Genomic DNA, 23,532 nt, shown 5'->3' with positions numbered 1-23,532 from the left:
AGCCCGGATGCGCCCGCGTCGTCGTGGGACTCCGGGCTTCGCGTCTCGTCGGTCGTCGCGGGTGGTGCGAACGTCGGTCAGGTGGGATTCCGCGATCAGTGCCCGCGGTCGAGTCCTTCCGCACGTGGTCCGCGTGCGGCTGTGCCGTCACGGCGCGGGACCGGCGCAACCTGCCCGCGGTCAGTGGACGGGTTCACTCCCGTTCCCGCTGCTCGGCGTTGGTCCTGACCCCGGTCTCGTCCGGATGCAACGTGGCGAGGCCCGTCATCGCATCGTGCGGTCAGCCGGTGCGGCGGCGGGACTTCGTGAGCGAGCGGGCGCGGGCGACCAGGTCGTCGACGAGGTCGCTGTCGGAGACCGGGGGAGCGGCGTCCTCGCAGCACGGCGGCTTGGTGCGCTTCTCCGCGAGCCTCGGGCGGACGCCCGCGAGTTCGTACAGGGCCTCGTAGAGGTCGCGGCCGGGGTCGTCGTCGTGCGGGCCCACGAGCAGGACCCACGCCGTGCGCGCGGCGGGGAAGGCGACCACCGCGCGGTCCACGCCGCGCAGGTGCTTCACGCACAGGCGCGGCAGGGGTTCGGGGCCGGTCACCCGGTAGCCGAGGGCCGAGCAGCCGCTGTGCGCCAGTTCGTCCAGGAACCGGTCGTAGGCGACCCGGGCCGCGCCGCGCAGGCCTGCTGCCTGGACGGCGGCGACGGGTGTTTCGACGACCTCGATCAGCGCACCACGCGCCCTTCGCCGCGGTGCATCTGCGCCAGGCTGGTGGCCAGGTCGGGGCGGTCGAGCAGGGCCGCGTCGCTCAACCTGCGGTGGACCTCGTCCAGCAGGGAGCGGGTGCGGCCGGCCCGGCGCAGGTCGGCCACGACGTGCAGGACCTCGTGCAGGCGCACGGCGTCCAGCAGCATGCGGGGTTCCCGGCTGTGGATGGCCAGCACGCCCTCGCGCGCCCACGCCTTCACCGTCTTCTCGGTGAGGTCGAGCAGTTCGCCCGCGACGACGGGGCGGACGGGCGGGGCCTTGGCCAGGACCTTGGCCACGACGCCGTGCAGCTTGCGCCGCCGCTCGTCGTCCTCCGCCAGGCTCAGCGCGACCTCTTCGATCTCTTCGAGCTGCTCGAACAGGTCACGGATCTGCGCGGCCTCGGTGGCGACGGACATGGCGGACCCCCTCCGGTCGCTACCGATTATCGCCCCGTTTTTCGGTAGTGGCAACTCCGGTCGCTGCTCCGGCGGCTGTCCGCGCGGCTGTCCGCACCTCCTGCGGTGGCCCCGTGCGCGACCGCGCGCGCCGGGGCCACCGCCCGGAGGTCACGACGAGAAGAACAGACCACCCAGGCCGCGGTGCTTGCGGTGGCCGTAGTGGTGGCCGTAGCCCGGTGCGGCGCCCCAGCCCGGCTGGACCGGCTGCTGGACGTAGTGCACCTGGGCGGGCGCCGGCGCGACGGGCGGCGGGGGCGGCGGAGGGGCCATCTGCTGCTCGAGGCGGGTGATCGCCTCCAGCTCGCCGTAGTCGAGGAAGACGCCGCGGCAGCCATCGCACTGCTCGATGTGCACGCCCATGCGGTCGAAGGTGCGCATGTTCGCATGACACTTGGGACACTGCATCGTGGTGAGCCTCCTGCTCTTGACGCGATGTGCCCGATATTAGCCGCGCGGAATGGGTTCGTGTGCCGACACGATCCGGCCGCACGCGTCGATGAGCGCCTCCTGCGCGCTGTTCAGGTCCGTCCCGTCGCGTTCCGCGGCGCTCAGCGCGCGTGCCGCCATCTGCACGACCAGCGCCCGGGCGGGCACCTCCAGCGCAGACCACGGGTCGCCGGCCGGCACGCCCGGGCCGCCCGCGTCGAGGTAGGCCCCCAGCAGCCGCCCCCAGGCCCGCGCGTCGAGCACGCCGGACAGGTGCAGGGCGGCGGGCCGCGCCAGGTCCCACGCCGGGTCGCCCGCACCGAGGTCGTCCAGGTCGATCAACCGGTACCCGTCCCGCTCCACCAGCTGCCCGAGGTGCCAGTCGCCGTGCACGACCGCCGCGCCGCCCGCGGGCAGCTCGGGCAGGGTCGCGAACGCCCGGCGCACCAGCGCGGCGGCGGGGGAGTCGAGCGCCAGGTCCCGCACCGCCCGCACCATGCGCGGCACGGCCCCGGCCGGCGGCACGGGCGGCGCGAAGTCGGCGGCGGTGAACCGGTGCAGCGCCGCGAGCATCCGCCCGGCGGCCTCCATCGGCAGGTCCTCGGGCTCGGCCTGCGGCACCGGCGTGCCCACCGGCCACGCGGTGACGACCCGTCCGAGCACGACGGCCGGTCCCGGCGCCCCACCCAAGGGCAGCGGGGGCAGCAGCAGGTCGGCCAACCGGGGGTCGGCGGCCAGCCGCAGCCGGTCGGCGAGCACGACGGGGTCCGTGCCGCGCTCGTGGGCCTTGAGCACCACGTCGCCGACGCGGACCACCACCACGTCCCCGCGCACCGCCAGCACCTCGGGGGCGGCGCCCGCGCCCACGAGCGCCGCCATCCCCGCGATCAGGTCCGAGTTCACCCGACCAGTGTCGCCCGGCGGGCCGCTCCGCCCTCGCCGGCCTGCCGCGCGGCAACCAAGTGGCGATTGCTCACTCGTTCCGGTGAATCCCGCTCACTCTCAGTGGCGTGTCCACTCGGCGCACCCCGGCTCCGGCCCCCGCCCACCCGGGCGGTCATCGGATCGCGGCGCGATCTCCACTCGATCGGCGGTAGAGGTGGCCCGTTTTGACCAGTGGGAAGCGGGCGGGGTATCTTTGGTACTCGTGCCCGACCCATGTCGGGCCGCTCCGCGTGCCTACGCGCCAGTCGTGCTGGAAAGCCGGCCGCGGTGACCTCCACACGTAGGGGCGTCCTGGGATGTCGCCTGCGGACCTGGGGTAACGGCGTTGACCCCGCCGGCCTTGCCGGAAGGGTGCGACACGCCCGACCTCGGGTGCAGAGAGGGACCAGGTAAACAGCGGTCGACGCCCCCAAGGCGACGAGCGCTCGAACGGAAGAAGCAGCCGGCGTATGCCAACGATCCAGCAGCTGGTCCGCAAGGGCCGGCAGGACAAGGTCGCGAAGCAGAAGACCGCGGCGCTCAAGGGCAGCCCGCAGCGGCGCGGTGTGTGCACCCGCGTCTACACGACCACGCCCAAGAAGCCGAACTCGGCGCTCCGCAAGGTCGCCCGCGTGAAGCTGACCAGCGGCATCGAGGTCACGGCCTACATCCCGGGTGAGGGCCACAACCTCCAGGAGCACTCGATGGTGCTCGTGCGCGGCGGTCGTGTGAAGGACCTCCCCGGTGTCCGCTACAAGATCATCCGCGGCTCCCTCGACACGCAGGGCGTGAAGAACCGCAAGCAGGCTCGCAGCCGCTACGGCGCGAAGAAGGAGAAGAGCTGATGCCCCGCAAGGGACCGGCCCCGAAGCGGCCGCTGATCTCCGACCCGGTCTACAGCTCTCCGCTGGTGACCCAGCTCATCAACAAGGTGCTGGTCGACGGCAAGCGCTCCGTGGCCGAGCGGATCGTGTACGGCGCCCTCGAAGGCGCCCGCGACAAGACCGGCACGGACCCGGTCGTCACGCTCAAGCGCGCTCTGGACAACGTCAAGCCCGCGCTCGAGGTGAAGTCCCGCCGCGTCGGTGGCGCCACCTACCAGGTGCCGATCGAGGTCAAGCCGGGTCGCTCGACCACGCTCGCGCTGCGCTGGCTGATCACGTACTCCCGGCAGCGCCGTGAGAAGACCATGATCGAGCGCCTGATGAACGAGCTGCTCGACGCGAGCAACGGCCTGGGCGCGAGCGTCAAGCGCCGCGAGGACACGCACAAGATGGCCGAGTCGAACAAGGCCTTCGCCCACTACCGCTGGTGATGCGACGCCCCGCCGGTTCCCCGAGGACCGGTGGGGCTCTCCCAGCCCTAGTGAGCCTGCTACCAGCGAGCTCAAGACAGGGGAACCACCCGTGGCACAGGACGTGCTCACCGACCTGGCCAAGGTCCGCAACATCGGGATCATGGCCCACATCGACGCGGGCAAGACCACGACGACCGAGCGGATCCTGTTCTACACCGGGATCAGCTACAAGATCGGCGAGGTCCACGACGGCGCCGCGGTGATGGACTGGATGGAGCAGGAGCAGGAGCGCGGCATCACGATCACATCGGCCGCGACGACCTGCTTCTGGAAGAACCACCAGATCAACATCATCGACACGCCCGGCCACGTCGACTTCACCGTCGAGGTGGAGCGCAACCTCCGCGTCCTCGACGGCGCCGTTGCCGTGTTCGACGGCAAGGAGGGCGTCGAGCCCCAGTCCGAGCAGGTCTGGCGCCAGGCGACCAAGTACGACGTCCCGCGCATCTGCTTCGTCAACAAGATGGACAAGCTCGGTGCGGACTTCTACTTCACCGTGCGCACCATCCAGGAGCGCCTGGGCGCGAAGCCGCTGCCGATCCAGATCCCGATCGGGTCGGAGAGCGACTTCATCGGCGTCGTCGACCTGGTCGAGATGCGTGCGCTGACCTGGCGCGGCGAGGTCCAGAAGGGTGAGGACTACACGGTCGAGGAGATCCCGGCCGACCTCGCCGAGCAGGCCGCCGAGTACCGCGAGCAGCTCGTCGAGGCCGTCGCCGAGACCGACGACGCCCTGATGGAGCTGTACCTGGGCGGCGAGGAGCTGTCCGTCGAGCAGATCAAGACGGGCATCCGCGCGATCGTCAAGAACCGCACCGCCTACCCGGTGCTGTGCGGCTCGGCGTTCAAGAACAAGGGCGTCCAGCCCATGCTCGACGCGGTCATCGAGTACCTGCCGGCTCCGCTGGACCTCCCGCCGGTCGAGGGCACGCTGCAGGACGGCGAGACGCCGGCCTTCCGCAAGCCGTCGACGGACGAGCCGTTCGCCGCGCTGGCGTTCAAGATCGCCGCCCACCCGTTCTTCGGCAAGCTGACCTACATCCGGGTCTACTCGGGCAAGGTCGCCTCCGGCACCCAGGTCATCAACTCGACCAAGGACCGCAAGGAGCGCATCGGGAAGATCTTCCAGATGCACGCCAACAAGGAGAACCCGGTCGACGAGGCCATCGCCGGTCACATCTACGCCGTGATCGGTCTGAAGGACACCACCACGGGTGAGACGCTCTGCGACCCGCAGGCGCCCATCGTGCTGGAGTCGATGACCTTCCCCGAGCCGGTCATCCAGGTGGCGATCGAGCCCAAGACGAAGGCCGACCAGGAGAAGCTGGGCACGGCGATCCAGAAGCTGGCCGAGGAGGACCCGACGTTCCGGGTCAACCTGGACCAGGAGACCGGCCAGACCATCATCGCCGGCATGGGCGAGCTCCACCTGGACATCCTGGTGGACCGCATGCGCCGCGAGTTCAAGGTCGAGGCCAACATCGGCAAGCCGCAGGTGGCGTACCGGGAGACCATCCGCCGCAAGGTGGAGAAGTACTCCTACACCCACAAGAAGCAGACCGGTGGTTCGGGCCAGTTCGCGAAGGTCCTCATCGACCTGGAGCCGCTGGAGAAGACCGAGGACGGCGCGCTCTACGAGTTCGTCAACGCGGTGACCGGTGGTCGCATCCCGCGGGAGTACATCCCGTCCGTGGACGCGGGCGCCCAGGACGCCATGCAGTACGGCGTGCTGGCGGGCTACCCGCTGGTCGGCGTGAAGCTGACGCTGCTCGACGGCGCGTACCACGAGGTCGACTCGTCGGAGATGGCGTTCAAGATCGCCGGTTCCATGGCGCTCAAGGAAGCCGCCCGCCAGGCGAGCCCGGCCATCCTCGAACCGCTGATGGCGGTCGAGGTCACCACGCCCGAGGACTACATGGGCGACGTGATCGGCGACCTGAACTCCCGACGTGGCCAGATCCAGGCCATGGAGGAGCGCAGCGGGGCCCGTGTCGTCAAGGCACTGGTGCCGCTGTCGGAGATGTTCGGGTATGTCGGCGACCTGCGGTCCAGGACCCAGGGTCGTGCGAACTACTCGATGACGTTCGACTCCTACGCCGAGGTTCCCGCGAACGTCGCGAAGGAGATCATCGCGAAGGCGACGGGCGAGTAACCCCAACCGGAGCACCGCAGCACCGCGCGGGCTCTCCGGGGTTTGTGTCCCTGGGGTCCGCACCACCCAGACGTGACGTCCGGCGGGCAGTAATCCGCCCGCCGGACTAAGCAACAGAAGTCCAGGAGGACAATCCAGTGGCGAAGGCGAAGTTCGAGCGGACGAAGCCGCACGTCAACATCGGCACCATCGGTCACATCGACCACGGCAAGACGACGCTGACCGCGGCGATCTCCAAGGTCCTGCACGACAAGTACCCGGACCTGAACCCCTTCACGCCGTTCGACCAGATCGACAAGGCGCCGGAGGAGAAGCAGCGCGGCATCACGATCTCGATCGCGCACATCGAGTACCAGACCGAGAAGCGCCACTACGCGCACGTCGACTGCCCCGGTCACGCCGACTACATCAAGAACATGATCACCGGTGCGGCGCAGATGGACGGCGCCATCCTGGTGGTCGCGGCGACCGACGGCCCGATGCCGCAGACCAAGGAGCACATCCTCCTGGCCCGCCAGGTCGGTGTGCCCTACATCGTGGTGGCCCTCAACAAGGCCGACATGGTGGACGACGAGGAGATCCTGGAGCTCGTCGAGCTCGAGGTGCGCGAGCTGCTCTCCGAGTACGAGTTCCCCGGTGACGACCTGCCGGTCGTCCGCGTCTCCGCGCTGAAGGCGCTGGAGGGCGACGCCGAGTGGGGCGAGAAGCTCGTCGGCCTGATGGACGCCGTGGACGAGAACATCCCGGAGCCGGAGCGCGAGGTCGACAAGCCCTTCCTCATGCCGGTCGAGGACGTGTTCACGATCACCGGTCGTGGCACCGTGGTGACCGGTCGCATCGAGCGCGGCATCATCAAGGTCAACGAAGAGGTCGAGATCGTCGGCATCAAGGAGACCTCGCGCAAGACCACGGTCACCTCGATCGAGATGTTCAAGAAGTTCCTCGACGAGGGCCAGGCCGGCGACAACGCCGCCCTGCTGCTCCGCGGCATCAAGCGCGAGGAGGTGGAGCGCGGCATGGTGATCGTGAAGCCGGGCACCACCACCCCGCACACCGAGTTCGAGGCGCAGGTCTTCATCCTGTCCAAGGACGAGGGCGGTCGGCACACGCCGTTCTTCAACAACTACCGCCCGCAGTTCTACTTCCGCACCACCGACGTGACCGGCGTCGTGACCCTCCCCGAGGGCACCGAGATGGTCATGCCGGGCGACACCACCGCCATGACCGTGAAGCTGATCCAGCCGATCGCCATGGACGAGGGTCTGCGGTTCGCCATCCGCGAGGGTGGCCGGACCGTCGGCGCGGGCTCGGTCACCAAGATCATCAAGTGATCTAGCTCTACAACTCACCCCCCGATTTGGTTTGCGCACGGCCGTGTGCAACTATTGACGGGTTGCTCGTCGGGGCGGCCGGTTCGAGTTCTGGACCTGGCCGCCCCGTCACGAGCGGGGTTTGATCGAGCAAGACAAAATCCCACAGGTTTCATCAGTGGGACCGGTCTGTGCCAGAGGGTGCGACACGCCCGACCGCGTGGACCGGGCACCGTGACACCGCTCGGTGTCAGTCCTGAATAGGGGGCGGAGCGCGCCGGAGGTCCCGTGACCTCGCGAAAGGTGCCCGCACCGCAGCGGTACTAGAAGCAGAGGAACGGCAAGCCATCATGGCGGGACAGAAGATCCGCATCCGGCTCAAGGCCTACGACCACGAGGCGATCGACGCGTCCGCGCGCAAGATCGTCGAGACCGTGACGCGCACCGGCGCTCGGGTCGTCGGGCCTGTGCCGCTGCCCACTGAGAAGAACGTTTACTGCGTCATCCGCTCGCCGCACAAGTACAAGGACTCGCGCGAGCACTTCGAGATGCGCACGCACAAGCGTCTGATCGACATCCTCGACCCGACGCCGAAGACGGTGGACGCGCTCATGCGCATCGACCTGCCGGCGAGCGTCGACGTCAACATCCAGTAAGCGTTGGACGCGGCAGTGTTGATCCCATTTGGGGCGGAGAGCAAAGAGACCCATGTCTGACAGGCAGGTTAAGGGCCTCCTGGGCACCAAGCTCGGCATGACTCAGGTCTTCGACGAGAACAACCGGATCGTTCCGGTTACCGTCGTCAAGGCCGAGCCGAACGTGGTCACCCAGGTTCGGACCCAGGAGAACGACGGCTACTCGGCCGTTCAGCTGGCCTTCGGCGCGATCGACCCGCGCAAGGTCAACAAGCCCGTTGCGGGCCACTACGCCAAGGCGGGCGTCACGCCCCGTCGTCAGCTGGCGGAGCTGCGCACCACGGACGCGTCCGAGTACACGGTCGGCCAGGAAATCACCGCCGAGGTCTTCGAGGCCGGCGCGGTGGTCGACGTGGTCGGCACCAGCAAGGGCAAGGGCACCGCGGGTGTCATGAAGCGCCACGGCTTCCACGGCCTCGGCGCCAGCCACGGCACCCAGCGCAAGCACCGCTCGCCCGGTTCGATCGGCGGCTGCGCCACGCCCGGCCGCGTGTTCAAGGGCCTGCGCATGGCCGGCCGCATGGGCAACGTGCGCGTCACGACCCAGAACCTCAAGGTCCACCGGGTCGACGCCGAGTCGGGCCTGCTGCTCATCAAGGGCGCCGTTCCCGGCCCCAAGGGCGGCACCGTGTTCATCAAGACCGCTGCGAAGGGTGGTGCCTGATCATGACTTCCGTTGAGATCCGCACCCCGGCCGGCCAGACCGACGGCTCCGTCGAGCTGCCCGCCGCGATCTTCGACGCGCAGGCGAACGTGGCGCTGCTGCACCAGGTGGTCGTGGCCCAGCTGGCCGCGGCCCGCCAGGGCACGCACTCCACCAAGACCCGCGGTGAAGTCCGCGGCGGTGGCAAGAAGCCGTACCGGCAGAAGGGCACCGGCCGCGCCCGCCAGGGCTCGACCCGCGCCCCGCAGTTCGCCGGCGGTGGCGTCGTGCACGGGCCCCAGCCGCGCGACTACAGCCAGCGCACCCCCAAGAAGATGAAGGCCGCCGCCCTGCGCGGTGCCCTCTCCGACCGGGCGCGCGCCGGCCAGGTCCACGTGGTGAGCGGCTTCGTCGAGGGCGACGTCCCGTCGACCAAGTCGGCCCGCAAGGCGCTGGGGACGGTCACCGAGGCCCGCCGCGTGCTGGCCGTGCTGCTGCGCACCGACGAGGTTTCGTGGGTCAGCCTGCGCAACCTGCCGAACGTGCACATCATCGCCCCGGACCAGCTGAACACGTACGACGTGCTGGTCAACGACGACGTGGTGTTCACCAAGGACGCGCTCGACGTGTTCCTCGCGAGCAAGGCCCAGCACGGGCAGGGTTCCGCCGAGGCCACTGCGGTGTCGTCCGACACCGACGAGGAGGCTTCGAAGTGATCCCCGACCACAGGGACATCCTGCTCGCGCCGGTGATCTCCGAGAAGTCCTACGGGCTCCTCGAGGAGAACAAGTACACCTTCGTGGTGGCTCCGGGTGCGAACAAGACCCAGATCAAGATTGCCGTGGAGAAGGTCTTCGGCGTCAAGGTCGTCAGCGTCAACACGATCAACCGCCAGGGCAAGCGCAAGCGCACCCGGACGGGCTTCGGCAAGCGCAAGGACACCAAGCGCGCCATCGTGACGCTGTCCGCCGAGAGCAAGCCGATCGAGATCTTCGGCGGCCCGGCCGCCTGATGACGACGAGGACTGCGTAGAGATGGGCATTCGCAAGTACAAGCCGACGACCCCCGGTCGTCGCGGTGCGAGCGTCTCCGACTTCGCCGAGATCACTCGGTCGACGCCGGAGAAGTCGCTGATCCGCCCGCTGCACGGCCGCGGTGGCCGCAACGCGTCGGGCAAGATCACGACGCGGCACAAGGGTGGCGGCCACAAGCGGGCCTACCGCCTCATCGACTTCCGCCGCACCGACAAGGACGGCGTGCCGGCCAAGGTCGCGCACATCGAGTACGACCCCAACCGCACGGCGCGCATCGCGCTGCTGCACTACGCCGACGGCGAGAAGCGCTACATCATCGCGCCGTCGAAGCTGCAGCAGGGCGACCGGATCGAGAACGGCCCCAAGGCCGACATCAAGCCGGGCAACAACCTGCCGCTGCGCAACATCCCGGTCGGTACCGTGATCCACGCGATCGAGCTCCGCCCCGGCGGCGGCGCGAAGATCGCCCGCTCGGCCGGTGCCAGCGTGCAGCTCGTCGCCAAGGACGGCCCCTACGCCCAGCTGCGGATGCCCTCGGGCGAGATCCGCAACGTGGACGTCCGGTGCCGCGCCACGGTCGGCGAGGTCGGCAACGCCGAGCACCAGAACATCAACTGGGGCAAGGCCGGCCGCATGCGGTGGAAGGGCAAGAAGCCCACCGTCCGCGGTGTCGCCATGAACCCGGTCGACCACCCGCACGGTGGTGGTGAGGGCAAGACCTCCGGTGGTCGCCACCCGGTGAACCCGGCCGGCAAGCCCGAAGGCCGTACCCGCCGCCGCAAGGCAAGCGACAAGCTCATCGTCCGGCGTCGTCGCACCGGTAAGAAGCGCTGAGCAGGGAGGGAGTGAAGGATGCCTCGCAGCCTTAAGAAGGGCCCCTTCGTGGACGACCACCTGCTCAAGAAGGTGGACGTCCTCAACGAGTCGGGCAAGAAGACCGTCATCAAGACCTGGTCCCGCCGGTCGACGATCATCCCCGACATGCTGGGCCACACGATCGCGGTGCACGACGGCCGCAAGCACGTGCCGGTGTTCGTGACGGAGGCGATGGTCGGGCACAAGCTCGGCGAGTTCGCCCCGACCCGCACGTTCAAGGGTCACATCAAGGACGACCGGAAGTCGCGCCGCCGCTAAGGCGACGAACTAGAGGAAGAGCAAGGGGAAGCAGCGATGAACGCCCGTAACGAAGCTGAGGCGCCGGAGTTCCCGCGCGCCGTGGCTCGGGCTCGCTACGTCCGCGACACGCCGATGAAGGTGCGCCGCGTCGTCGAGCTCATCAGGGGTCGTAGCGCCAGCGAGGCCCTGGCCGTGCTCCAGTTCGCGCCGCAGGCGGCATCTGAGCCGGTCCGCAAGGTGCTCGCGAGCGCCATGGCCAACGCCGAGAACAACCTGTCCCTCGACCCCGACACCCTGTGGGTGTCGAAGGTCTACGTGGACGAGGGTCCGACCCTCAAGCGGTTCCGCCCGCGCGCCCAGGGCCGCGCCTACCGGATCCGCAAGCGGACGAGCCACATCACCGTCGAGGTGGAGAGCCGTCCCAAGAAGGCCGGCGCGAAGGCCGGCGTTGATGGGAAGAAGGGGGCTCGGTAGTGGGCCAGAAGATCAACCCACACGGCTTCCGCCTCGGTATCACCACCGACTGGAAGTCGCGCTGGTACGCCGACAAGCAGTACGCCGAGTACGTGGCCGAGGACGTCAAGATCCGGAAGCTGCTCTCGAAGGGCATGGAGCGCGCCGGCATCTCGAAGGTGGAGATCGAGCGCACCCGTGACCGGGTCCGCGTCGACATCCACACCGCCCGGCCGGGCATCGTCATCGGCCGCCGCGGCGCCGAGGCCGACCGCATCCGCGGTGAGCTGGAGAAGCTCACCAAGAAGCAGGTGCAGCTCAACATCCTCGAGGTGAAGAGCCCGGAGTCGGACGCCCAGCTCGTCGCGCAGGGCGTGGCCGAGCAGCTGTCCAACCGCGTGGCCTTCCGCCGTGCGATGCGCAAGGCCATCCAGTCGGCCATGCGCTCGCCGCAGGTGAAGGGCATCCGCGTGCAGTGCGGTGGTCGCCTCGGCGGCGCCGAGATGTCCCGCTCGGAGCACTACCGCGACGGCCGCGTGCCGCTGCACACGCTCCGCGCCGACATCGACTACGGCTTCTTCGAGGCCCGCACCACGTTCGGCCGCATCGGCGTGAAGGTGTGGATCTACAAGGGCGACATCGTCGGTGGCATCAGTGCCAAGCGCGAGCGCGACGCCGCCCCGGCGGCCGACCGCGCGCCGCGGCGCGACCGCACCGACCGCCCGAACCGGGCCCGCCGCTCCGGTGCCAGTGGCACCACCGCGACGAGCACCGAGGCGGGTCGCGCCGCCCAGGCAAGTGATCAGACGACTGGCGACGTTGCCACGGACAACGCTCCGAACGTCGCGAAGACGGAGGGCTGAGTAGTGCTCATCCCGCGCAGGGTCAAGCACCGCAAGCAGCACCACCCCGGTCGGTCCGGTGCTGCCAAGGGCGGTACGAGGGTCACGTTCGGCGAGTACGGCATCCAGGCTCTGGAGCCCGCCTACGTCACCAACCGGCAGATCGAGTCGGCTCGTATCGCGATCAACCGGCACATCCGCCGTGGCGGCAAGGTCTGGATCAACATCTTCCCGGACCGCCCGCTGACCAAGAAGCCGGCCGAGACCCGCATGGGTTCCGGCAAGGGCTCCCCGGAGTGGTGGGTGGCCAACGTCAAGCCGGGTCGGGTGCTCTTCGAGATGAGCTTCCCGAACGAGGCTGTGGCCCGCGAGGCACTCCGCCGCGCGATCCACAAGCTCCCGATGAAGTGCCGCATCGTTACGCGTGAGGGTGGTGAGTTCTGATGGCAGCGGGTACCACCGCTTCCGAGCTGCGTGAGCTCACCGAGGAAGAGCTCGTGCTGCGCCTGAGGGAGGCGAAGGAGGAGCTGTTCAACCTCCGCTTCCAGATGGCCACCGGGCAGCTCGACAACAACCGCCGCCTGCGCACGGTCCGGCACGAGATCGCCCGGATCTACACCGTGATGCGGGAGCGGGAGCTGGGTCTCTCGACCTCCCCCGACGCGGTTTCCACTGGTGAGGGTGCGGCATGAGCGAGAGCAACGAAGTGACGACCGAGGTGCGCAACGACCGCAAGGTCCGCGAGGGCTACGTCGTGTCCGACAAGATGGACAAGACGATCGTGGTCGCGGTCGAGGACCGCAAGAAGCACCGCCGGTACTCGAAGGTCATGCGCTCCACCACCAAGGTGAAGGCGCACGACGAGGGCAACACCGCCGGTGTCGGCGACCGCGTCCTGCTCATGGAGACGCGTCCGCTGTCCGCCACCAAGCGCTGGCGCCTCGTCGAGATCCTCGAGAAGGCCAAGTAGTTTTCTAGGGACCGAGCCCGTCAGGTCGGCAATCTGGCGGGCCAGGAATGGTCAGGAGAAGGTAAGTGATCCAGCAGGAGTCGCGGCTGCGCGTCGCCGACAACACCGGTGCGAAGGAAATCCTTTGCATCCGTGTTCTCGGTGGCTCGGGCCGCCGCTACGCGGGCATCGGGGACATCATCGTCGCGACGGTGAAGCAGGCCATCCCCGGTGCCGGTGTGAAGAAGGGCGACGTCGTCAAGGCGGTCATCGTCCGCACGGTCAAGGAGAAGCGCCGTCCCGACGGCTCTTACATCCGCTTCGACGAGAACGCCGCGGTGCTCATCAAGAACGACAACGAGCCGCGCGGCACCCGCATCTTCGGCCCGGTGGGCCGCGAGCTGCGCGACAAGAAGTTCATGAAGATCATCTCGTTGGCGCCGGAGGTGCTCTGACCATGAAGGTGAAGAAGGGCGACACCGTCGTGGTTATCGCCGGCAAGGACAAGGGTGCTCGCGGCAAGGTCATCCAGGCCTACCCCGCTGAGAACCGCGTCCTGGTCGAGGGCGTCAACCGCATCAAGAAGCACACCCGGGTCACCCAGACCCAGCGTGGCGCGCAGTCGGGCGGCATCGTGACCCAGGAAGCCCCCATCAACGTGTCGAACGTGATGGTGGTCGACTCGGACGGCAAGCCGACCCGCGTGGGCTACCGGACGAACGACGAGGGCAAGCGGGTGCGCATTTCCCGTCGTAACGGGAAGGACATCTGATGACCACCGTTGAGAAGACCATCCCCCGGCTGAAGGCGCGCTACCGCGAGGAGATCGTCGCGGAGCTGCGCAAGCAGTTCGAGTACGCCAACGTCATGCAGATCCCCGGCGTGGTGAAGGTCGTCGTCAACATGGGTGTCGGTGACGCCGCCCGCGACGGCAAGCTGATCGAGGGCGCCGTCAAGGACCTCGCGATCATCACCGGCCAGCGCCCCGAGGTCCGCCGGGCCCGCAAGTCCATCGCGCAGTTCAAGCTGCGCGAGGGCATGCCGATCGGCGCCCGCGTGACGCTGCGCGGCGACCGCATGTGGGAGTTCCTGGACCGGCTGCTGACGATCGCGCTGCCCCGCATCCGCGACTTCCGCGGCCTCTCGGGCAAGCAGTTCGACGGCAACGGGAACTACACTTTCGGTCTCAACGAGCAGTCGATGTTCCACGAGATCGACCCCGACGCCATCGACCGCCCCCGCGGCATGGACATCACGGTCGTCACCACCGCCACGAACGACGAGGAAGGCCGCGCGCTGCTCAAGCAGCTGGGCTTCCCGTTCAGGGAGAACTGACATGGCCAAGAAGGCGCTGATCAACAAGGCCGCGGCCAAGCCGAAGTTCAAGGTGCGGGGTTACACCCGCTGCCAGCGCTGCGGTCGCCCGCACTCGGTGTTCCGCAAGTTCGGCCTGTGCCGGATCTGCCTCCGCGAGATGGCCCACCGGGGCGAGCTGCCCGGCGTGAGCAAGTCCAGCTGGTAAGTCCGGCTCGGCGGCAGGTTTTCTAGATCATTCACTTCGCTGTAGGCCCGTCCACGACCAGCCGGCCCCCCGGGGCCGGCTCGGACCCTGGCTGGGGAACCGCAGTGAGAAAGGTTGACCAGGTCACCATGACGATGACCGACCCGATCGCAGACATGTTGACTCGTCTGCGGAACGCGAACTCGGCTTACCACGACAAGGTCGTGATGCCGCACTCGAAGTTGAAGGCGAACATCGCCGAGATCCTCAAGCGCGAGGGCTACATCGCGAGCTACCGCGACGAGCAGGGCGACGTCGCGAAGAACCTGGTCGTGGAGCTGAAGTACGGCCCCAACCGGGAGCGCAGCATCGCGGGTCTCCGCCGCGTGTCGAAGCCCGGTCTGCGCGTCTACGCGAAGTCGACCAACCTGCCGAAGGTGCTCGGTGGTCTTGGCGTCGCGATCATCTCGACCTCTGGTGGTCTCATGACCGACCGCCAGGCCAACAAGTCCGGTGTGGGCGGGGAAGTCCTCGCCTACGTCTGGTGAGGAAGGGGGACTAGCTATGTCGCGCATCGGAAAGCTGCCGATCACCGTCCCCTCCGGGGTCGACGTGAACATCGCGGGCCAGGACGTCAGCGTGAAGGGCCCGAAGGGCTCGCTGTCGCTGACCCTCGCCGAGCCGATCATCATCGAGAAGGCCGACGACGGCACCCTCGAGGTGAAGCGCCCGAACGACGAGCGCCGCAGCCGCTCGCTGCACGGCCTGTCGCGCACCCTGGTGCAGAACATGGTCGTCGGCGTGACCCAGGGCTACGAGAAGAAGATGGAGATCCACGGCGTCGGTTACCGCGTGGCTCTGAAGGGCTCGGACCTGGAGTTCGCCCTGGGTTACAGCCACCCGGTGAAGGTGGAGGCCCCCGCGGGCATCACCTTCGCGGTGGAGACCCCGACCCGGTTCTCCGTGGCCGGCATCGACAAGCAGCTCGTGGGCGAGGTCGCCGCCAACATCCGCAAGCTGCGCAAGCCCGACCCGTACAAGGGCAAGGGCGTGCGCTACGCGGGCGAGAAGATCCGCCGCAAGGTCGGAAAGACGGGTAAGTGACATGAGCGAGACTGCAACCAAGCGCAAGCCGGTGGGCAAGGACATCTCGACCACCCGCCGCGTCTCCAAGACCCGTCGTCACTTCCGCCTCCGCAAGAAGGTCAGCGGCACCGCGGAGCGCCCGCGCCTGGCGGTGCACCGGTCGTCGAAGCACATCACCGTGCAGATCATCGACGACCTGGCCGGCCACACCCTGGCCGCCGCCTCCTCGGTCGAGGCGGACGTCCGCGCGGTCGACGGCGACAAGAAGGCCCGTGCGGCGAAGGTCGGCCAGCTGGCCGCCGCCCGCGCGAAGGAGGCCGGCATCACCAAGGTCGTGTTCGACCGCGGTGGCAACGCCTACCACGGCCGGATCGCGGCTCTGGCCGACGCCGCCCGCGAGGCGGGGCTGGAGTTCTGACAATGCAGATCACTGGAATTGAGAGGGACGCCTGATGCCAGGACGCACGCGTCGCGAAGGCGGCGGGGGCGAGCGCGGAGAGCGTCGCGACCGTCGTGATGGCGGCCGCGGCGGCGCGGCCCAGGAGAAGACCCCGCACCTGGAGCGCGTGGTCGCGATCAACCGCGTCTCCAAGGTCGTGAAGGGTGGTCGTCGCTTCAGCTTCACCGCCCTCGTCGTGGTCGGCGACGGCGACGGCATGGTCGGTGTCGGCTACGGCAAGGCCAAGGAAGTGCCGGCGGCGATCGCCAAGGGTGTGGAGGAGGCGAAGAAGAACTTCTTCCGTGTCCCCCGCATCGCGGGCACGATCCCCCACCCGGTCCAGGGCGAGAAGGCGGCCGGTGTCGTCCTGCTCCGCCCGGCGTCGGCCGGTACCGGTGTCATCGCCGGTGGCGCCGTCCGCGCGGTGCTGGAGTGCGCCGGTGTCCACGACGTGCTGAGCAAGTCGCTGGGCTCGGACAACGCCATCAACATCGTGCACGCCACGGTGGCGGCCCTGAAGGGCCTCCAGCGCCCCGAGGAGGTGGCCGCCCGCCGCGGCCTGCCGCTCGAGGACGTGGCTCCCGCCGGCATGCTCCGCGCCCGTGCAGGGGCGGTGTGACCGTGGCCCAGCTCAAGGTGACCCAGGTCAAGAGCAGCATCGGTACCAAGCACAACCACCGCGAGTCCCTCCGGACCCTGGGGTTGCGCAAGATCCGCCAGTCGGTGGTCCGCGAGGACACGCCGCAGGTGCGCGGCCTGATCCAGGCCGTCCGCCACCTGGTGGTCGTCGAGGAGGTCCAGTCGTGACCATCAAGATCCATGACCTGCGTCCGGCCCCCGGCGCCAAGACCGCGAAGACCCGTGTCGGTCGCGGTGAGGGCTCCAAGGGCAAGACGGCAGGTCGCGGTACGAAGGGCACCGGCGCGCGGAAGAACGTCTCCCCGCGCTTCGAGGGTGGCCAGATGCCGCTGCACATGCGCCTGCCGAAGCTCAAGGGCTTCCGCAACCCGTTCCGCACCGAGTACCAGGTCGTGAACGTCGGCGACATCGCCCGGGTCTTCCCGGACGGTGGCCGCGTCGACGTGGACGCCCTGATCCACGCGGGCCTGGTGCGCAAGAACGAGCTCGTCAAGGTCCTCGGCAACGGTGACCTGAACGGCGTGAAGGTCGACGTCGTGGCGAACAAGTTCTCGGGCAGCGCGGTCGAGAAGATCGCCGCCGCCGGCGGCACGCACACGGTGCTCTAGACCGCACCAGCACGCGAACGGCCCCCGGAGCCTCCCGCTCCGGGGGCCGGTCCGCGTCACGGGCGCGGCTTTTTAACGGTCAACCCGGCGGACGGGCCCGTCCGAGACGCTGTTCGCCCAGGGCGTAACGGGTTTCGCGGGCCGGCACCGACACCGCCCCACGTGCCCCGCAGTCCCCTCCGGCGTGTTCCGGCCCACAACGGGCCCGGCGCGCCCCGGAAAGGCCCGCACGGCCGTCCTCAGGGCGCACCACGCCCCCTCGGCCGACCCGGTGGCGCCCCCGTGGAGGACCGCCGGTCCGCGCGACCGGCCGGAAGCATCGGAACTTGATCCGTTCGGGGGCTTGTAGACCGCCGTAGTCGATCAGGTACGAAGTGTGAAGGACGACTGGCTACGGCGATCGGCCTCGCGGCTGTTAAAGTCGCGGGCTGAACCCGGATGTCCTCCGGGTCGGTCGCGGCTACCCGTCGCTTCCGCCACCGTCGGCGAGTGTCGGCGGTATGCCCGCAAGACTGTGCCGGCAACACAGCCGGTACCGCAGAGATGCCGACCCCAGTGGGGCGGCAACGCTGATGGAGGTTCGCGTGCTCGGCGCATTCCGCTCGGCTCTCGCGACGCCGGACCTACGGAAGAAGATCCTCTTCACACTGGGGATCGTCGTGGTGTACCGGTTGGGCGCGACCATGCCCGCGCCGGGCGTCTCCTTCAAGAACGTCAAACAGTGCATCGAGCAGGTCGACCAGCAGGGGATCTACTCGCTGATCAACCTGTTCAGCGGCGGCGCGCTGCTGAACCTGTCGATCTTCGCGCTGGGCATCATGCCCTACATCACCGCGAGCATCATCGTCCAGCTCCTCACCGTGGTCATCCCGCGGTTCGAGCAGCTGAAGAAGGAAGGGCAGGCGGGTCAGGGCAAGCTGACCCAGTACACCCGCTACCTGACCATCGCGCTGGCGGTCCTCCAGTCCACGGGCATCATCGCCCTGGCCGTGCGCGACCAGCTCTTCCAGAACTGCGACGTCCCCGTCATCCCCGACGAGAGCATCTTCAACCTGGTCGTCCTCGTGGTCGTGATGACCGCCGGCACCAGCGTGATCATGTGGCTCGGTGAGATCATCACCGAGAAGGGGATCGGCAACGGCATGTCGCTGCTGATCTTCTGCGGCATCGCGGCGCGCATCCCGATCGAGGGCAAGATCATCTGGGACCGCGGCGGCCTGACCTTCTTCCTGGTCTGCATCGCGGCACTGCTGATCATCGCCAGCGTCGTCTACGTCGAGCAGGCCCAGCGCCGCATCCCGGTCCAGTACGCGAAGCGCATGATCGGCCGGCGGATGTACGGCGGCACGTCCACGTACCTGCCGCTCAAGGTGAACCAGGCCGGTGTCATCCCGGTCATCTTCGCCTCGTCGCTGCTGTACCTGCCCGACCTGATCTCGCGGCTCACCACCTCGAACGACGGCTCCGCCCCCGGCTGGTGGCAGACCTTCGTCCAGACGCACCTGGTCAGCCAGTCGAGCCCGATCCACATCGCGCTCTACTTCCTGCTGATCGTCTTCTTCACGTACTTCTACGTCGGCATCACGTTCAACCCGGACGAGCGCGCCGACGAGATGAAGAAGTTCGGTGGGTTCATCCCGGGCATCCGACCGGGTCGACCGACCGCCGAGTACCTCCGCTTCGTCCTGGGGCGGATCACGCTGCCGGGCTCGCTCTACCTGGGCATCGTCGCCATCCTGCCGAACCTGTTCCTCGACCTGACCGGTCAGGGCCAGAACCAGAACTTCCCGTTCGGCGGCACGGCGGTGCTGATCATGGTCGGTGTCGGCCTCGACACCGTGAAGCAGATCGAGAGCCAGCTCATGCAGCGCAACTACGAAGGGTTCCTCCGCTAGTGCGACTCGTTCTCGTCGGCCCGCCCGGAGCGGGCAAGGGCACGCAGGCCCTGGTCCTCAGCGCCAAGCTCGGCGTGCCGCACATCTCCACGGGGGACCTCTTCCGCGCCCACATCAGCCGGCAGACCGATCTCGGCAAGGAGGTCCAGGAGTACCTGGACTCCGGCGAGCTCGTGCCGGACGAGGTGACCAACGAGATGGTCCGCGACCGGCTGGCCCAGGCGGACGCCACGGGCGGGTTCCTGCTCGACGGCTTCCCGCGCAACGTGGCCCAGGCGGGCGTGCTGGGCGAGATGCTCGCCGCGTCCGGGCACGCGCTCGACGCGGTGCTGGAGTTCCGGATCGACGAGGACGTCGTGGTCGAGCGCCTGCTCGCCCGCGGGCGCACGGACGACAAGGAAGAGGTCATCCGGCACCGCCAGCAGGTGTACCGCACGGAGACCGCGCCGCTGCTCGACCACTACGCCGACATCGTCGTCTCGATCGACGCGGTGGGCGACGTGGACGAGATCAGCGAGCGCGCCCTCCGCGCGCTGCGCGACGTGAAGTGAACGGTGTCGTCGATGCCCTGCGCCGCGTGCTCCCCGGTCGTGACCGCATGATCGAGATCAAGAGCCGCGGCCAGCTGGAGGCCATGCGGGCCGCCGGGCTGGTCGTGGCGCGCACCCTGGCGCTGCTGACCGCGCACACCAAGGCCGGGGTCAGCACCGCCGAGCTGGACGAGCTGGCGGAGCAGAGCATCCGCGACGCCGGTGCGGTCCCGTCGTTCAAGGGCTACCACGGCTTCCCGGCGTCGATCTGCGCGTCGGTGAACGAGCAGGTGGTCCACGGCATCCCGGCGCGGACGCAGGTCCTCGCCGAGGGCGACCTGATCTCGATCGACTGCGGCGCCATCCTCGACGGCTGGCACGGTGACTCGGCCGTCACGCTCGCGGTGGGCGCGGTGAGCGACGCCGAGCTGAAGCTGTCCGAGGCCACCAGGCGGTCGATGGAGGCGGGCATCGCCGCCGCGGTGCCCGGCAACAAGCTGAGCGACATCTCGTTCGCCATCGAGTCGGCCACGATCCTGGCGGGCGAGGAGCACGGGATCGAGTACGGCATCGTGGACGGCTACGGCGGCCACGGCATCGGCACCAAGATGCACATGGACCCGTTCCTGCCGAACCACGGCAAGCCCGGCAAGGGCCCGAGGCTGAAGGTCGGCATGGCCATCGCCATCGAGCCGATGCTGACGCTGGGCGGCGAGAGCACGGTGGAGCTGGACGACGGCTGGACCGTCGTCACGGCCGACGGTTCGCGCGCGGCGCACTGGGAGCACTCCGTCGCCATCACGGACGACGGCCCCTGGGTGCTGACCGCCCCCGACGAGGGCTGACCGGTGGGCGCGGGACCCGCGCCCACCGAACTTCCCGGGGGACGGCCCCCTTCTGCCCCGGCTCCCGCCGCGCCACCATGGGTGCGTGACGCAGCCGCCCGTGCGCCCCGGCGACCTCCGCGCCTCCGACCCCGACCGCGAACTGGTCCAGGACTGGCTCCGCCGCGCCCACGCGGACGGCAGCCTCGACCTGGAGGAGTTCGACGCCCGCGTGGTCCACGCCTGGCAGGCCAGGACGCGCGGCGACCTGGCCGCCCTGACGGCCGACCTCCCGCAGGTGCCCACCCCGCTCCTGCCCACCCCGCTCCCGCTCGCGCCGCCCGCGGCCCCGCCGTCCCCGGCGCCCCTCCCGCCGGGGAGGCGGGCCGGCGTCGGCCGGACGGTGCTCCGGGTGCTCACCACGCTCTGGCTGAGCGTGAGCGCGGTGAACCTCGTGGTCTGGTTCCTGGTCAGCGTGCTGGGCGGGAACGGCTTCGCGTACCCGTGGTTCCTGTGGGTGGCGCTGGTCCCGGGCTCGGTCCTCGGCTCGGTGTGGCTGACCACCCGCAGGTGACCTGACCTGCGACGAAGCGCGTCGGACGGTCTTCGACGGCGCTCGATTTGGGCACGGGCGCGGACGCGCGTAGTATGGAGCGGTGGCGCACACGTCGCGCCGGTTCCGCCATGCCTGGGGTTCGCCCCGGTGGGCAGGGTTCGCCAAGGGCCTTACCGCGGAGTCGGGGCAGCGCGTGCCCGCACTCCGAAGAAACACCCACCGTCACGAAACGCGGAGGACATGGGCAAGAAGGACGGGGCCATTGAGGTCGAGGGCCGCGTAGTAGAACCGCTTCCCAACGCGATGTTCCGCGTCGAGTTGGAGAACGGTCACAAGGTCCTGGCACACATCAGCGGCAAGATGCGTCAGCACTACATCCGCATCCTCCCTGAGGACCGGGTTGTCGTGGAGCTCTCGCCCTACGACCTGTCCCGCGGGCGCATCGTCTACCGCTACAAGTGACCTCCGGCGCGCTCAAGCAGGGGCGCGCCGGCTGACGCAGGAGAAGCTCAGGCGTGAAGGTCCAGCCGAGCGTCAAGAAGATCTGCGACAAGTGCAAGGTGATCCGCCGTCACGGCCGGGTCATGGTCATCTGCGAGAACCTGCGCCACAAGCAGCGCCAGGGCTGACCAGAGCCAACCGGCACTAGTCGAGTCTTCAGGGACGCGACCAGCAAGCAAGCCTCCTCGCACCTGCCGGGGACGCGCGCGGGCGCACCACCACCCGCACGTCCCCTGGCACACCCCCGGACTCCAGGCCGGGGCCGGGACACCCGGTCGTGAGAGCGACCGGACACTGGCACAGCGAGTCAGTCCCGGGACCGGGCGAGGAGCAGACCTGGAGCGACACCACTGTTAGGAGCAAGCGCCGCATGGCACGACTCGCTGGCGTCGACCTCCCCCGCGAAAAGCGGTTGGAGATCGCGCTGACCTACATCTTCGGCATCGGGCGCACGCGGTCCAAGGAAGTGCTGACCGCCACCGAGCTGTCCCCCGACCTCCGGGTCAAGGACCTCGGCGACACCGACCTGGCGAAGCTGCGGGACTACATCGAGAACAACTTCAAGGTCGAGGGTGACCTCCGCCGCGAGGTTCAGGCCGACATCCGCCGCAAGATGGAAATCGGCACCTACCAGGGTCTGCGCCACCGTCGCAACCTGCCCGTCCGCGGGCAGCGCACCAAGACGAACGCGCGCACCCGCAAGGGTCCGAAGAAGACCGTGGCGGGCAAGAAGAAGGCCGGCAAGAAGTAACACCTCGCGTACTACGTAGGAGATCACCCAGAGATGCCACCCAAGTCCCGCACGGGCGCCGGGGTCAAGAAGGTCCGGCGCAAGGAAAAGAAGAACGTCTCGCACGGCCAGGCCCACATCAAGAGCACGTTCAACAACACCATCGTGTCCATCACGGACCCGCTGGGCAACGTGATCAGCTGGGCTTCCGCCGGCCACGTCGGCTTCAAGGGCTCGCGCAAGTCGACCCCCTTCGCCGCGCAGATGGCCGCGGAGAACGCCGCGCGCAAGGCCGCCGAGCACGGCATGCGCAAGGTGGACGTGTTCGTGAAGGGTCCCGGCTCCGGCCGCGAGACCGCGATCCGTTCGCTGCAGGCCGCCGGCCTCGAGGTCGGCACCATCCAGGACGTGACCCCGCAGCCCCACAACGGCTGCCGCCCGCCCAAGCGGCGCCGGGTCTGAGGCACGGGGAGGAGTAAGACACCATGGCTCGTTACACCGGACCGGCCACGCGCATCTCGCGTCGCCTCAAGGTCGACCTCGTCGGTGGGGACCAGGCGTTCGAGCGCCGTCCCTACCCGCCCGGCCAGCACGGCCGCGGTCGCATCAAGGAGTCGGAGTACCTGCTCCAGCTCCAGGAGAAGCAGAAGGCCCGCTACACGTACGGCGTGCTGGAGAAGCAGTTCGTCCGCTACTACAAGGAAGCGGTCCGCCGCACCGGCAAGACCGGTGAGAACCTGCTGCAGATCCTGGAGTCCCGCCTGGACAACGTGGTGTACCGCGCCGGTCTCGCGCGCACCCGTCGCCAGGCCCGCCAGCTGGTCAGCCACGGCCACTTCCTGGTCAACGGCCAGAAGGTGAACATCCCCAGCTACCAGGTGTCGAAGTTCGACATCATCGACGTGAAGCCGAAGTCGCTGCCCACGCTGCCCTTCGAGGCCGCGCGCGCGTCGTTCGGCGACCGGCCGATCCCGGCGTGGCTCCAGGTCGTGCAGTCCAACCTGCGCATCCTGGTCCACCAGCTGCCGGAGCGGGCGCAGATCGACACGCCCGTCACCGAGCAGCTGATCGTCGAGCTCTACTCGAAGTGATCCTCCTGGAGGGGCCTCTCGCGAGGCCCCTCCA

The 23,532-nt window shown here is 68.9% G+C and carries 38 protein-coding genes; 34 read left to right on the top strand and 4 right to left on the bottom strand.

Going from position 1 to position 23,532, the window contains the following annotated elements:
* Nucleotides 1–280: 280 nt before the first annotated feature.
* The 4 genes from CKY47_RS00915 to CKY47_RS00900 all read right to left on the bottom strand — a co-directional run bounded on the left by CKY47_RS00915 (nt 281) and on the right by CKY47_RS00900 (nt 2,526).
* A complete protein-coding gene (locus CKY47_RS00915; protein ID WP_306743649.1) occupies nt 281–589 on the bottom strand; it encodes a hypothetical protein in 309 nt (102 codons plus the stop codon).
* Nucleotides 590–714: 125 nt separating this feature from the next.
* Nucleotides 715–1,155, bottom strand: a complete 441-nt coding sequence (locus CKY47_RS00910) for a hypothetical protein (protein WP_306743648.1) — start codon at nt 1,153–1,155, stop codon at nt 715–717.
* Between the two features lie 150 nt (nt 1,156–1,305).
* Nucleotides 1,306–1,602: a TFIIB-type zinc ribbon-containing protein gene (locus CKY47_RS00905; protein WP_306743647.1), complete on the bottom strand. Its 297-nt coding sequence runs from the start codon at nt 1,600–1,602 to the stop codon at nt 1,306–1,308.
* A gap of 39 nt (nt 1,603–1,641) precedes the next feature.
* Nucleotides 1,642–2,526, bottom strand: coding sequence for a phosphotransferase family protein (locus CKY47_RS00900; protein WP_306743646.1), 885 nt, complete (start codon nt 2,524–2,526; stop codon nt 1,642–1,644).
* A gap of 491 nt (nt 2,527–3,017) precedes the next feature.
* On the opposite strand from CKY47_RS00900, the gene rpsL reads away from it, so the two are divergent.
* The 34 genes from rpsL (at nt 3,018) to rpsD (ending at nt 23,498) form a co-directional block, all read left to right on the top strand.
* Nucleotides 3,018–3,392, top strand: coding sequence for a 30S ribosomal protein S12 (gene rpsL, locus CKY47_RS00895; RefSeq protein ID WP_030473471.1), 375 nt, complete (start codon nt 3,018–3,020; stop codon nt 3,390–3,392).
* Entirely contained in the window at nt 3,392–3,862 is a 471-nt protein-coding gene (gene rpsG / locus CKY47_RS00890) for a 30S ribosomal protein S7 (protein ID WP_306743645.1), read from the top strand. The genes rpsL and rpsG overlap by 1 nt, the downstream gene beginning before the upstream one ends.
* Before the next feature lie 91 nt (nt 3,863–3,953).
* Entirely contained in the window at nt 3,954–6,056 is a 2,103-nt protein-coding gene (gene fusA, locus CKY47_RS00885; RefSeq protein WP_306743644.1) for an elongation factor G, read from the top strand.
* 137 nt (nt 6,057–6,193) lie between these two features.
* Complete coding sequence (tuf, locus tag CKY47_RS00880) at nt 6,194–7,387, top strand: elongation factor Tu (protein ID WP_306743643.1); 1,194 nt, start codon at nt 6,194–6,196, stop codon at nt 7,385–7,387.
* A 329-nt stretch (nt 7,388–7,716) separates the two neighbouring features.
* Nucleotides 7,717–8,022, top strand: coding sequence for a 30S ribosomal protein S10 (gene rpsJ, locus CKY47_RS00875; RefSeq protein WP_003938093.1), 306 nt, complete (start codon nt 7,717–7,719; stop codon nt 8,020–8,022).
* 52 nt (nt 8,023–8,074) lie between these two features.
* Complete coding sequence (rplC, locus tag CKY47_RS00870) at nt 8,075–8,725, top strand: 50S ribosomal protein L3 (RefSeq protein WP_306743642.1); 651 nt, start codon at nt 8,075–8,077, stop codon at nt 8,723–8,725.
* A 2-nt stretch (nt 8,726–8,727) separates the two neighbouring features.
* Nucleotides 8,728–9,420, top strand: a complete 693-nt coding sequence (rplD, locus tag CKY47_RS00865) for a 50S ribosomal protein L4 (protein ID WP_306743641.1) — start codon at nt 8,728–8,730, stop codon at nt 9,418–9,420.
* A complete protein-coding gene (rplW, locus tag CKY47_RS00860) occupies nt 9,417–9,716 on the top strand; it encodes a 50S ribosomal protein L23 (protein ID WP_121009862.1) in 300 nt (99 codons plus the stop codon). Before rplD ends, rplW begins: the two co-directional genes overlap by 4 nt.
* 22 nt (nt 9,717–9,738) lie before the next feature.
* The gene (gene rplB / locus CKY47_RS00855; RefSeq protein WP_189224143.1) at nt 9,739–10,572 is read left to right on the top strand and encodes a 50S ribosomal protein L2; all 834 of its coding nucleotides are present in this window, start codon (nt 9,739–9,741) and stop codon (nt 10,570–10,572) included.
* An 18-nt stretch (nt 10,573–10,590) separates the two neighbouring features.
* Nucleotides 10,591–10,872, top strand: a complete 282-nt coding sequence (rpsS, locus tag CKY47_RS00850; RefSeq protein WP_015105260.1) for a 30S ribosomal protein S19 — start codon at nt 10,591–10,593, stop codon at nt 10,870–10,872.
* Between the two features lie 36 nt (nt 10,873–10,908).
* Entirely contained in the window at nt 10,909–11,328 is a 420-nt protein-coding gene (rplV, locus tag CKY47_RS00845) for a 50S ribosomal protein L22 (protein ID WP_306743640.1), read from the top strand.
* Complete coding sequence (gene rpsC / locus CKY47_RS00840) at nt 11,328–12,170, top strand: 30S ribosomal protein S3 (protein WP_306743639.1); 843 nt, start codon at nt 11,328–11,330, stop codon at nt 12,168–12,170. The genes rplV and rpsC overlap by 1 nt, the downstream gene beginning before the upstream one ends.
* A 3-nt stretch (nt 12,171–12,173) precedes the next feature.
* Complete coding sequence (rplP, locus tag CKY47_RS00835; protein WP_306743638.1) at nt 12,174–12,593, top strand: 50S ribosomal protein L16; 420 nt, start codon at nt 12,174–12,176, stop codon at nt 12,591–12,593.
* Complete coding sequence (rpmC, locus tag CKY47_RS00830) at nt 12,593–12,841, top strand: 50S ribosomal protein L29 (RefSeq protein ID WP_306743637.1); 249 nt, start codon at nt 12,593–12,595, stop codon at nt 12,839–12,841. The genes rplP and rpmC overlap by 1 nt, the downstream gene beginning before the upstream one ends.
* Nucleotides 12,838–13,119: a 30S ribosomal protein S17 gene (gene rpsQ / locus CKY47_RS00825; RefSeq protein WP_306743636.1), complete on the top strand. Its 282-nt coding sequence runs from the start codon at nt 12,838–12,840 to the stop codon at nt 13,117–13,119. Before rpmC ends, rpsQ begins: the two co-directional genes overlap by 4 nt.
* A gap of 65 nt (nt 13,120–13,184) precedes the next feature.
* Nucleotides 13,185–13,553 carry a 50S ribosomal protein L14 gene (gene rplN / locus CKY47_RS00820; protein ID WP_033436721.1) on the top strand — a complete coding sequence of 123 codons (369 nt, stop codon included), beginning with the start codon at nt 13,185–13,187 and terminating at the stop codon, nt 13,551–13,553.
* Between the two features lie 2 nt (nt 13,554–13,555).
* Entirely contained in the window at nt 13,556–13,870 is a 315-nt protein-coding gene (gene rplX, locus CKY47_RS00815; RefSeq protein WP_306743635.1) for a 50S ribosomal protein L24, read from the top strand.
* Nucleotides 13,870–14,433, top strand: coding sequence for a 50S ribosomal protein L5 (gene rplE / locus CKY47_RS00810; protein ID WP_306743634.1), 564 nt, complete (start codon nt 13,870–13,872; stop codon nt 14,431–14,433). The genes rplX and rplE overlap by 1 nt, the downstream gene beginning before the upstream one ends.
* A 1-nt stretch (nt 14,434) precedes the next feature.
* Entirely contained in the window at nt 14,435–14,620 is a 186-nt protein-coding gene (locus CKY47_RS00805; RefSeq protein ID WP_053715226.1) for a type Z 30S ribosomal protein S14, read from the top strand.
* A 128-nt stretch (nt 14,621–14,748) separates the two neighbouring features.
* Nucleotides 14,749–15,147 carry a 30S ribosomal protein S8 gene (gene rpsH / locus CKY47_RS00800; protein WP_306744514.1) on the top strand — a complete coding sequence of 133 codons (399 nt, stop codon included), beginning with the start codon at nt 14,749–14,751 and terminating at the stop codon, nt 15,145–15,147.
* Between the two features lie 16 nt (nt 15,148–15,163).
* Nucleotides 15,164–15,703, top strand: coding sequence for a 50S ribosomal protein L6 (gene rplF, locus CKY47_RS00795; protein ID WP_306743633.1), 540 nt, complete (start codon nt 15,164–15,166; stop codon nt 15,701–15,703).
* 1 nt (nt 15,704) lies between these two features.
* Complete coding sequence (gene rplR / locus CKY47_RS00790; RefSeq protein WP_306743632.1) at nt 15,705–16,103, top strand: 50S ribosomal protein L18; 399 nt, start codon at nt 15,705–15,707, stop codon at nt 16,101–16,103.
* 34 nt (nt 16,104–16,137) lie between these two features.
* Entirely contained in the window at nt 16,138–16,743 is a 606-nt protein-coding gene (rpsE, locus tag CKY47_RS00785) for a 30S ribosomal protein S5 (protein WP_015105247.1), read from the top strand.
* 2 nt (nt 16,744–16,745) lie between these two features.
* Nucleotides 16,746–16,931 carry a 50S ribosomal protein L30 gene (rpmD, locus tag CKY47_RS00780; RefSeq protein WP_141980311.1) on the top strand — a complete coding sequence of 62 codons (186 nt, stop codon included), beginning with the start codon at nt 16,746–16,748 and terminating at the stop codon, nt 16,929–16,931.
* Nucleotides 16,928–17,371, top strand: coding sequence for a 50S ribosomal protein L15 (gene rplO, locus CKY47_RS00775; RefSeq protein ID WP_306743631.1), 444 nt, complete (start codon nt 16,928–16,930; stop codon nt 17,369–17,371). Before rpmD ends, rplO begins: the two co-directional genes overlap by 4 nt.
* Nucleotides 17,372–17,955: 584 nt before the next feature.
* Nucleotides 17,956–19,266, top strand: coding sequence for a preprotein translocase subunit SecY (gene secY / locus CKY47_RS00770; RefSeq protein WP_306743630.1), 1,311 nt, complete (start codon nt 17,956–17,958; stop codon nt 19,264–19,266).
* The gene (locus CKY47_RS00765) at nt 19,266–19,817 is read left to right on the top strand and encodes an adenylate kinase (protein WP_306743629.1); all 552 of its coding nucleotides are present in this window, start codon (nt 19,266–19,268) and stop codon (nt 19,815–19,817) included. Before secY ends, CKY47_RS00765 begins: the two co-directional genes overlap by 1 nt.
* 47 nt (nt 19,818–19,864) lie before the next feature.
* Complete coding sequence (gene map, locus CKY47_RS00760; RefSeq protein WP_306743628.1) at nt 19,865–20,641, top strand: type I methionyl aminopeptidase; 777 nt, start codon at nt 19,865–19,867, stop codon at nt 20,639–20,641.
* Between the two features lie 85 nt (nt 20,642–20,726).
* The gene (locus CKY47_RS00755) at nt 20,727–21,194 is read left to right on the top strand and encodes a DUF1707 SHOCT-like domain-containing protein (RefSeq protein ID WP_306743627.1); all 468 of its coding nucleotides are present in this window, start codon (nt 20,727–20,729) and stop codon (nt 21,192–21,194) included.
* 222 nt (nt 21,195–21,416) lie between these two features.
* Complete coding sequence (infA, locus tag CKY47_RS00750) at nt 21,417–21,638, top strand: translation initiation factor IF-1 (protein WP_005166804.1); 222 nt, start codon at nt 21,417–21,419, stop codon at nt 21,636–21,638.
* A 53-nt stretch (nt 21,639–21,691) separates the two neighbouring features.
* The gene (gene rpmJ / locus CKY47_RS00745) at nt 21,692–21,805 is read left to right on the top strand and encodes a 50S ribosomal protein L36 (RefSeq protein ID WP_010148647.1); all 114 of its coding nucleotides are present in this window, start codon (nt 21,692–21,694) and stop codon (nt 21,803–21,805) included.
* Nucleotides 21,806–22,047: 242 nt separating this feature from the next.
* A complete protein-coding gene (rpsM, locus tag CKY47_RS00740) occupies nt 22,048–22,428 on the top strand; it encodes a 30S ribosomal protein S13 (RefSeq protein ID WP_233825465.1) in 381 nt (126 codons plus the stop codon).
* Between the two features lie 33 nt (nt 22,429–22,461).
* On the top strand, nt 22,462–22,869 hold the full coding sequence (gene rpsK / locus CKY47_RS00735; protein WP_015105236.1) for a 30S ribosomal protein S11: 408 nt from the start codon (nt 22,462–22,464) through the stop codon (nt 22,867–22,869).
* Between the two features lie 23 nt (nt 22,870–22,892).
* Nucleotides 22,893–23,498, top strand: a complete 606-nt coding sequence (rpsD, locus tag CKY47_RS00730; RefSeq protein ID WP_306743626.1) for a 30S ribosomal protein S4 — start codon at nt 22,893–22,895, stop codon at nt 23,496–23,498.
* The last annotated feature ends 34 nt before the right edge of the window (nt 23,499–23,532 follow it).

It is taken from the genome of Saccharothrix longispora (genome assembly GCF_030852425.1).
Taxonomy (GTDB): Bacteria; Actinomycetota; Actinomycetes; order Mycobacteriales; family Pseudonocardiaceae; genus Actinosynnema; species Actinosynnema longispora.
Note: the sequence above shows the minus strand (reverse complement) of the source record. Positions and strands in the feature narration are given on the sequence as shown.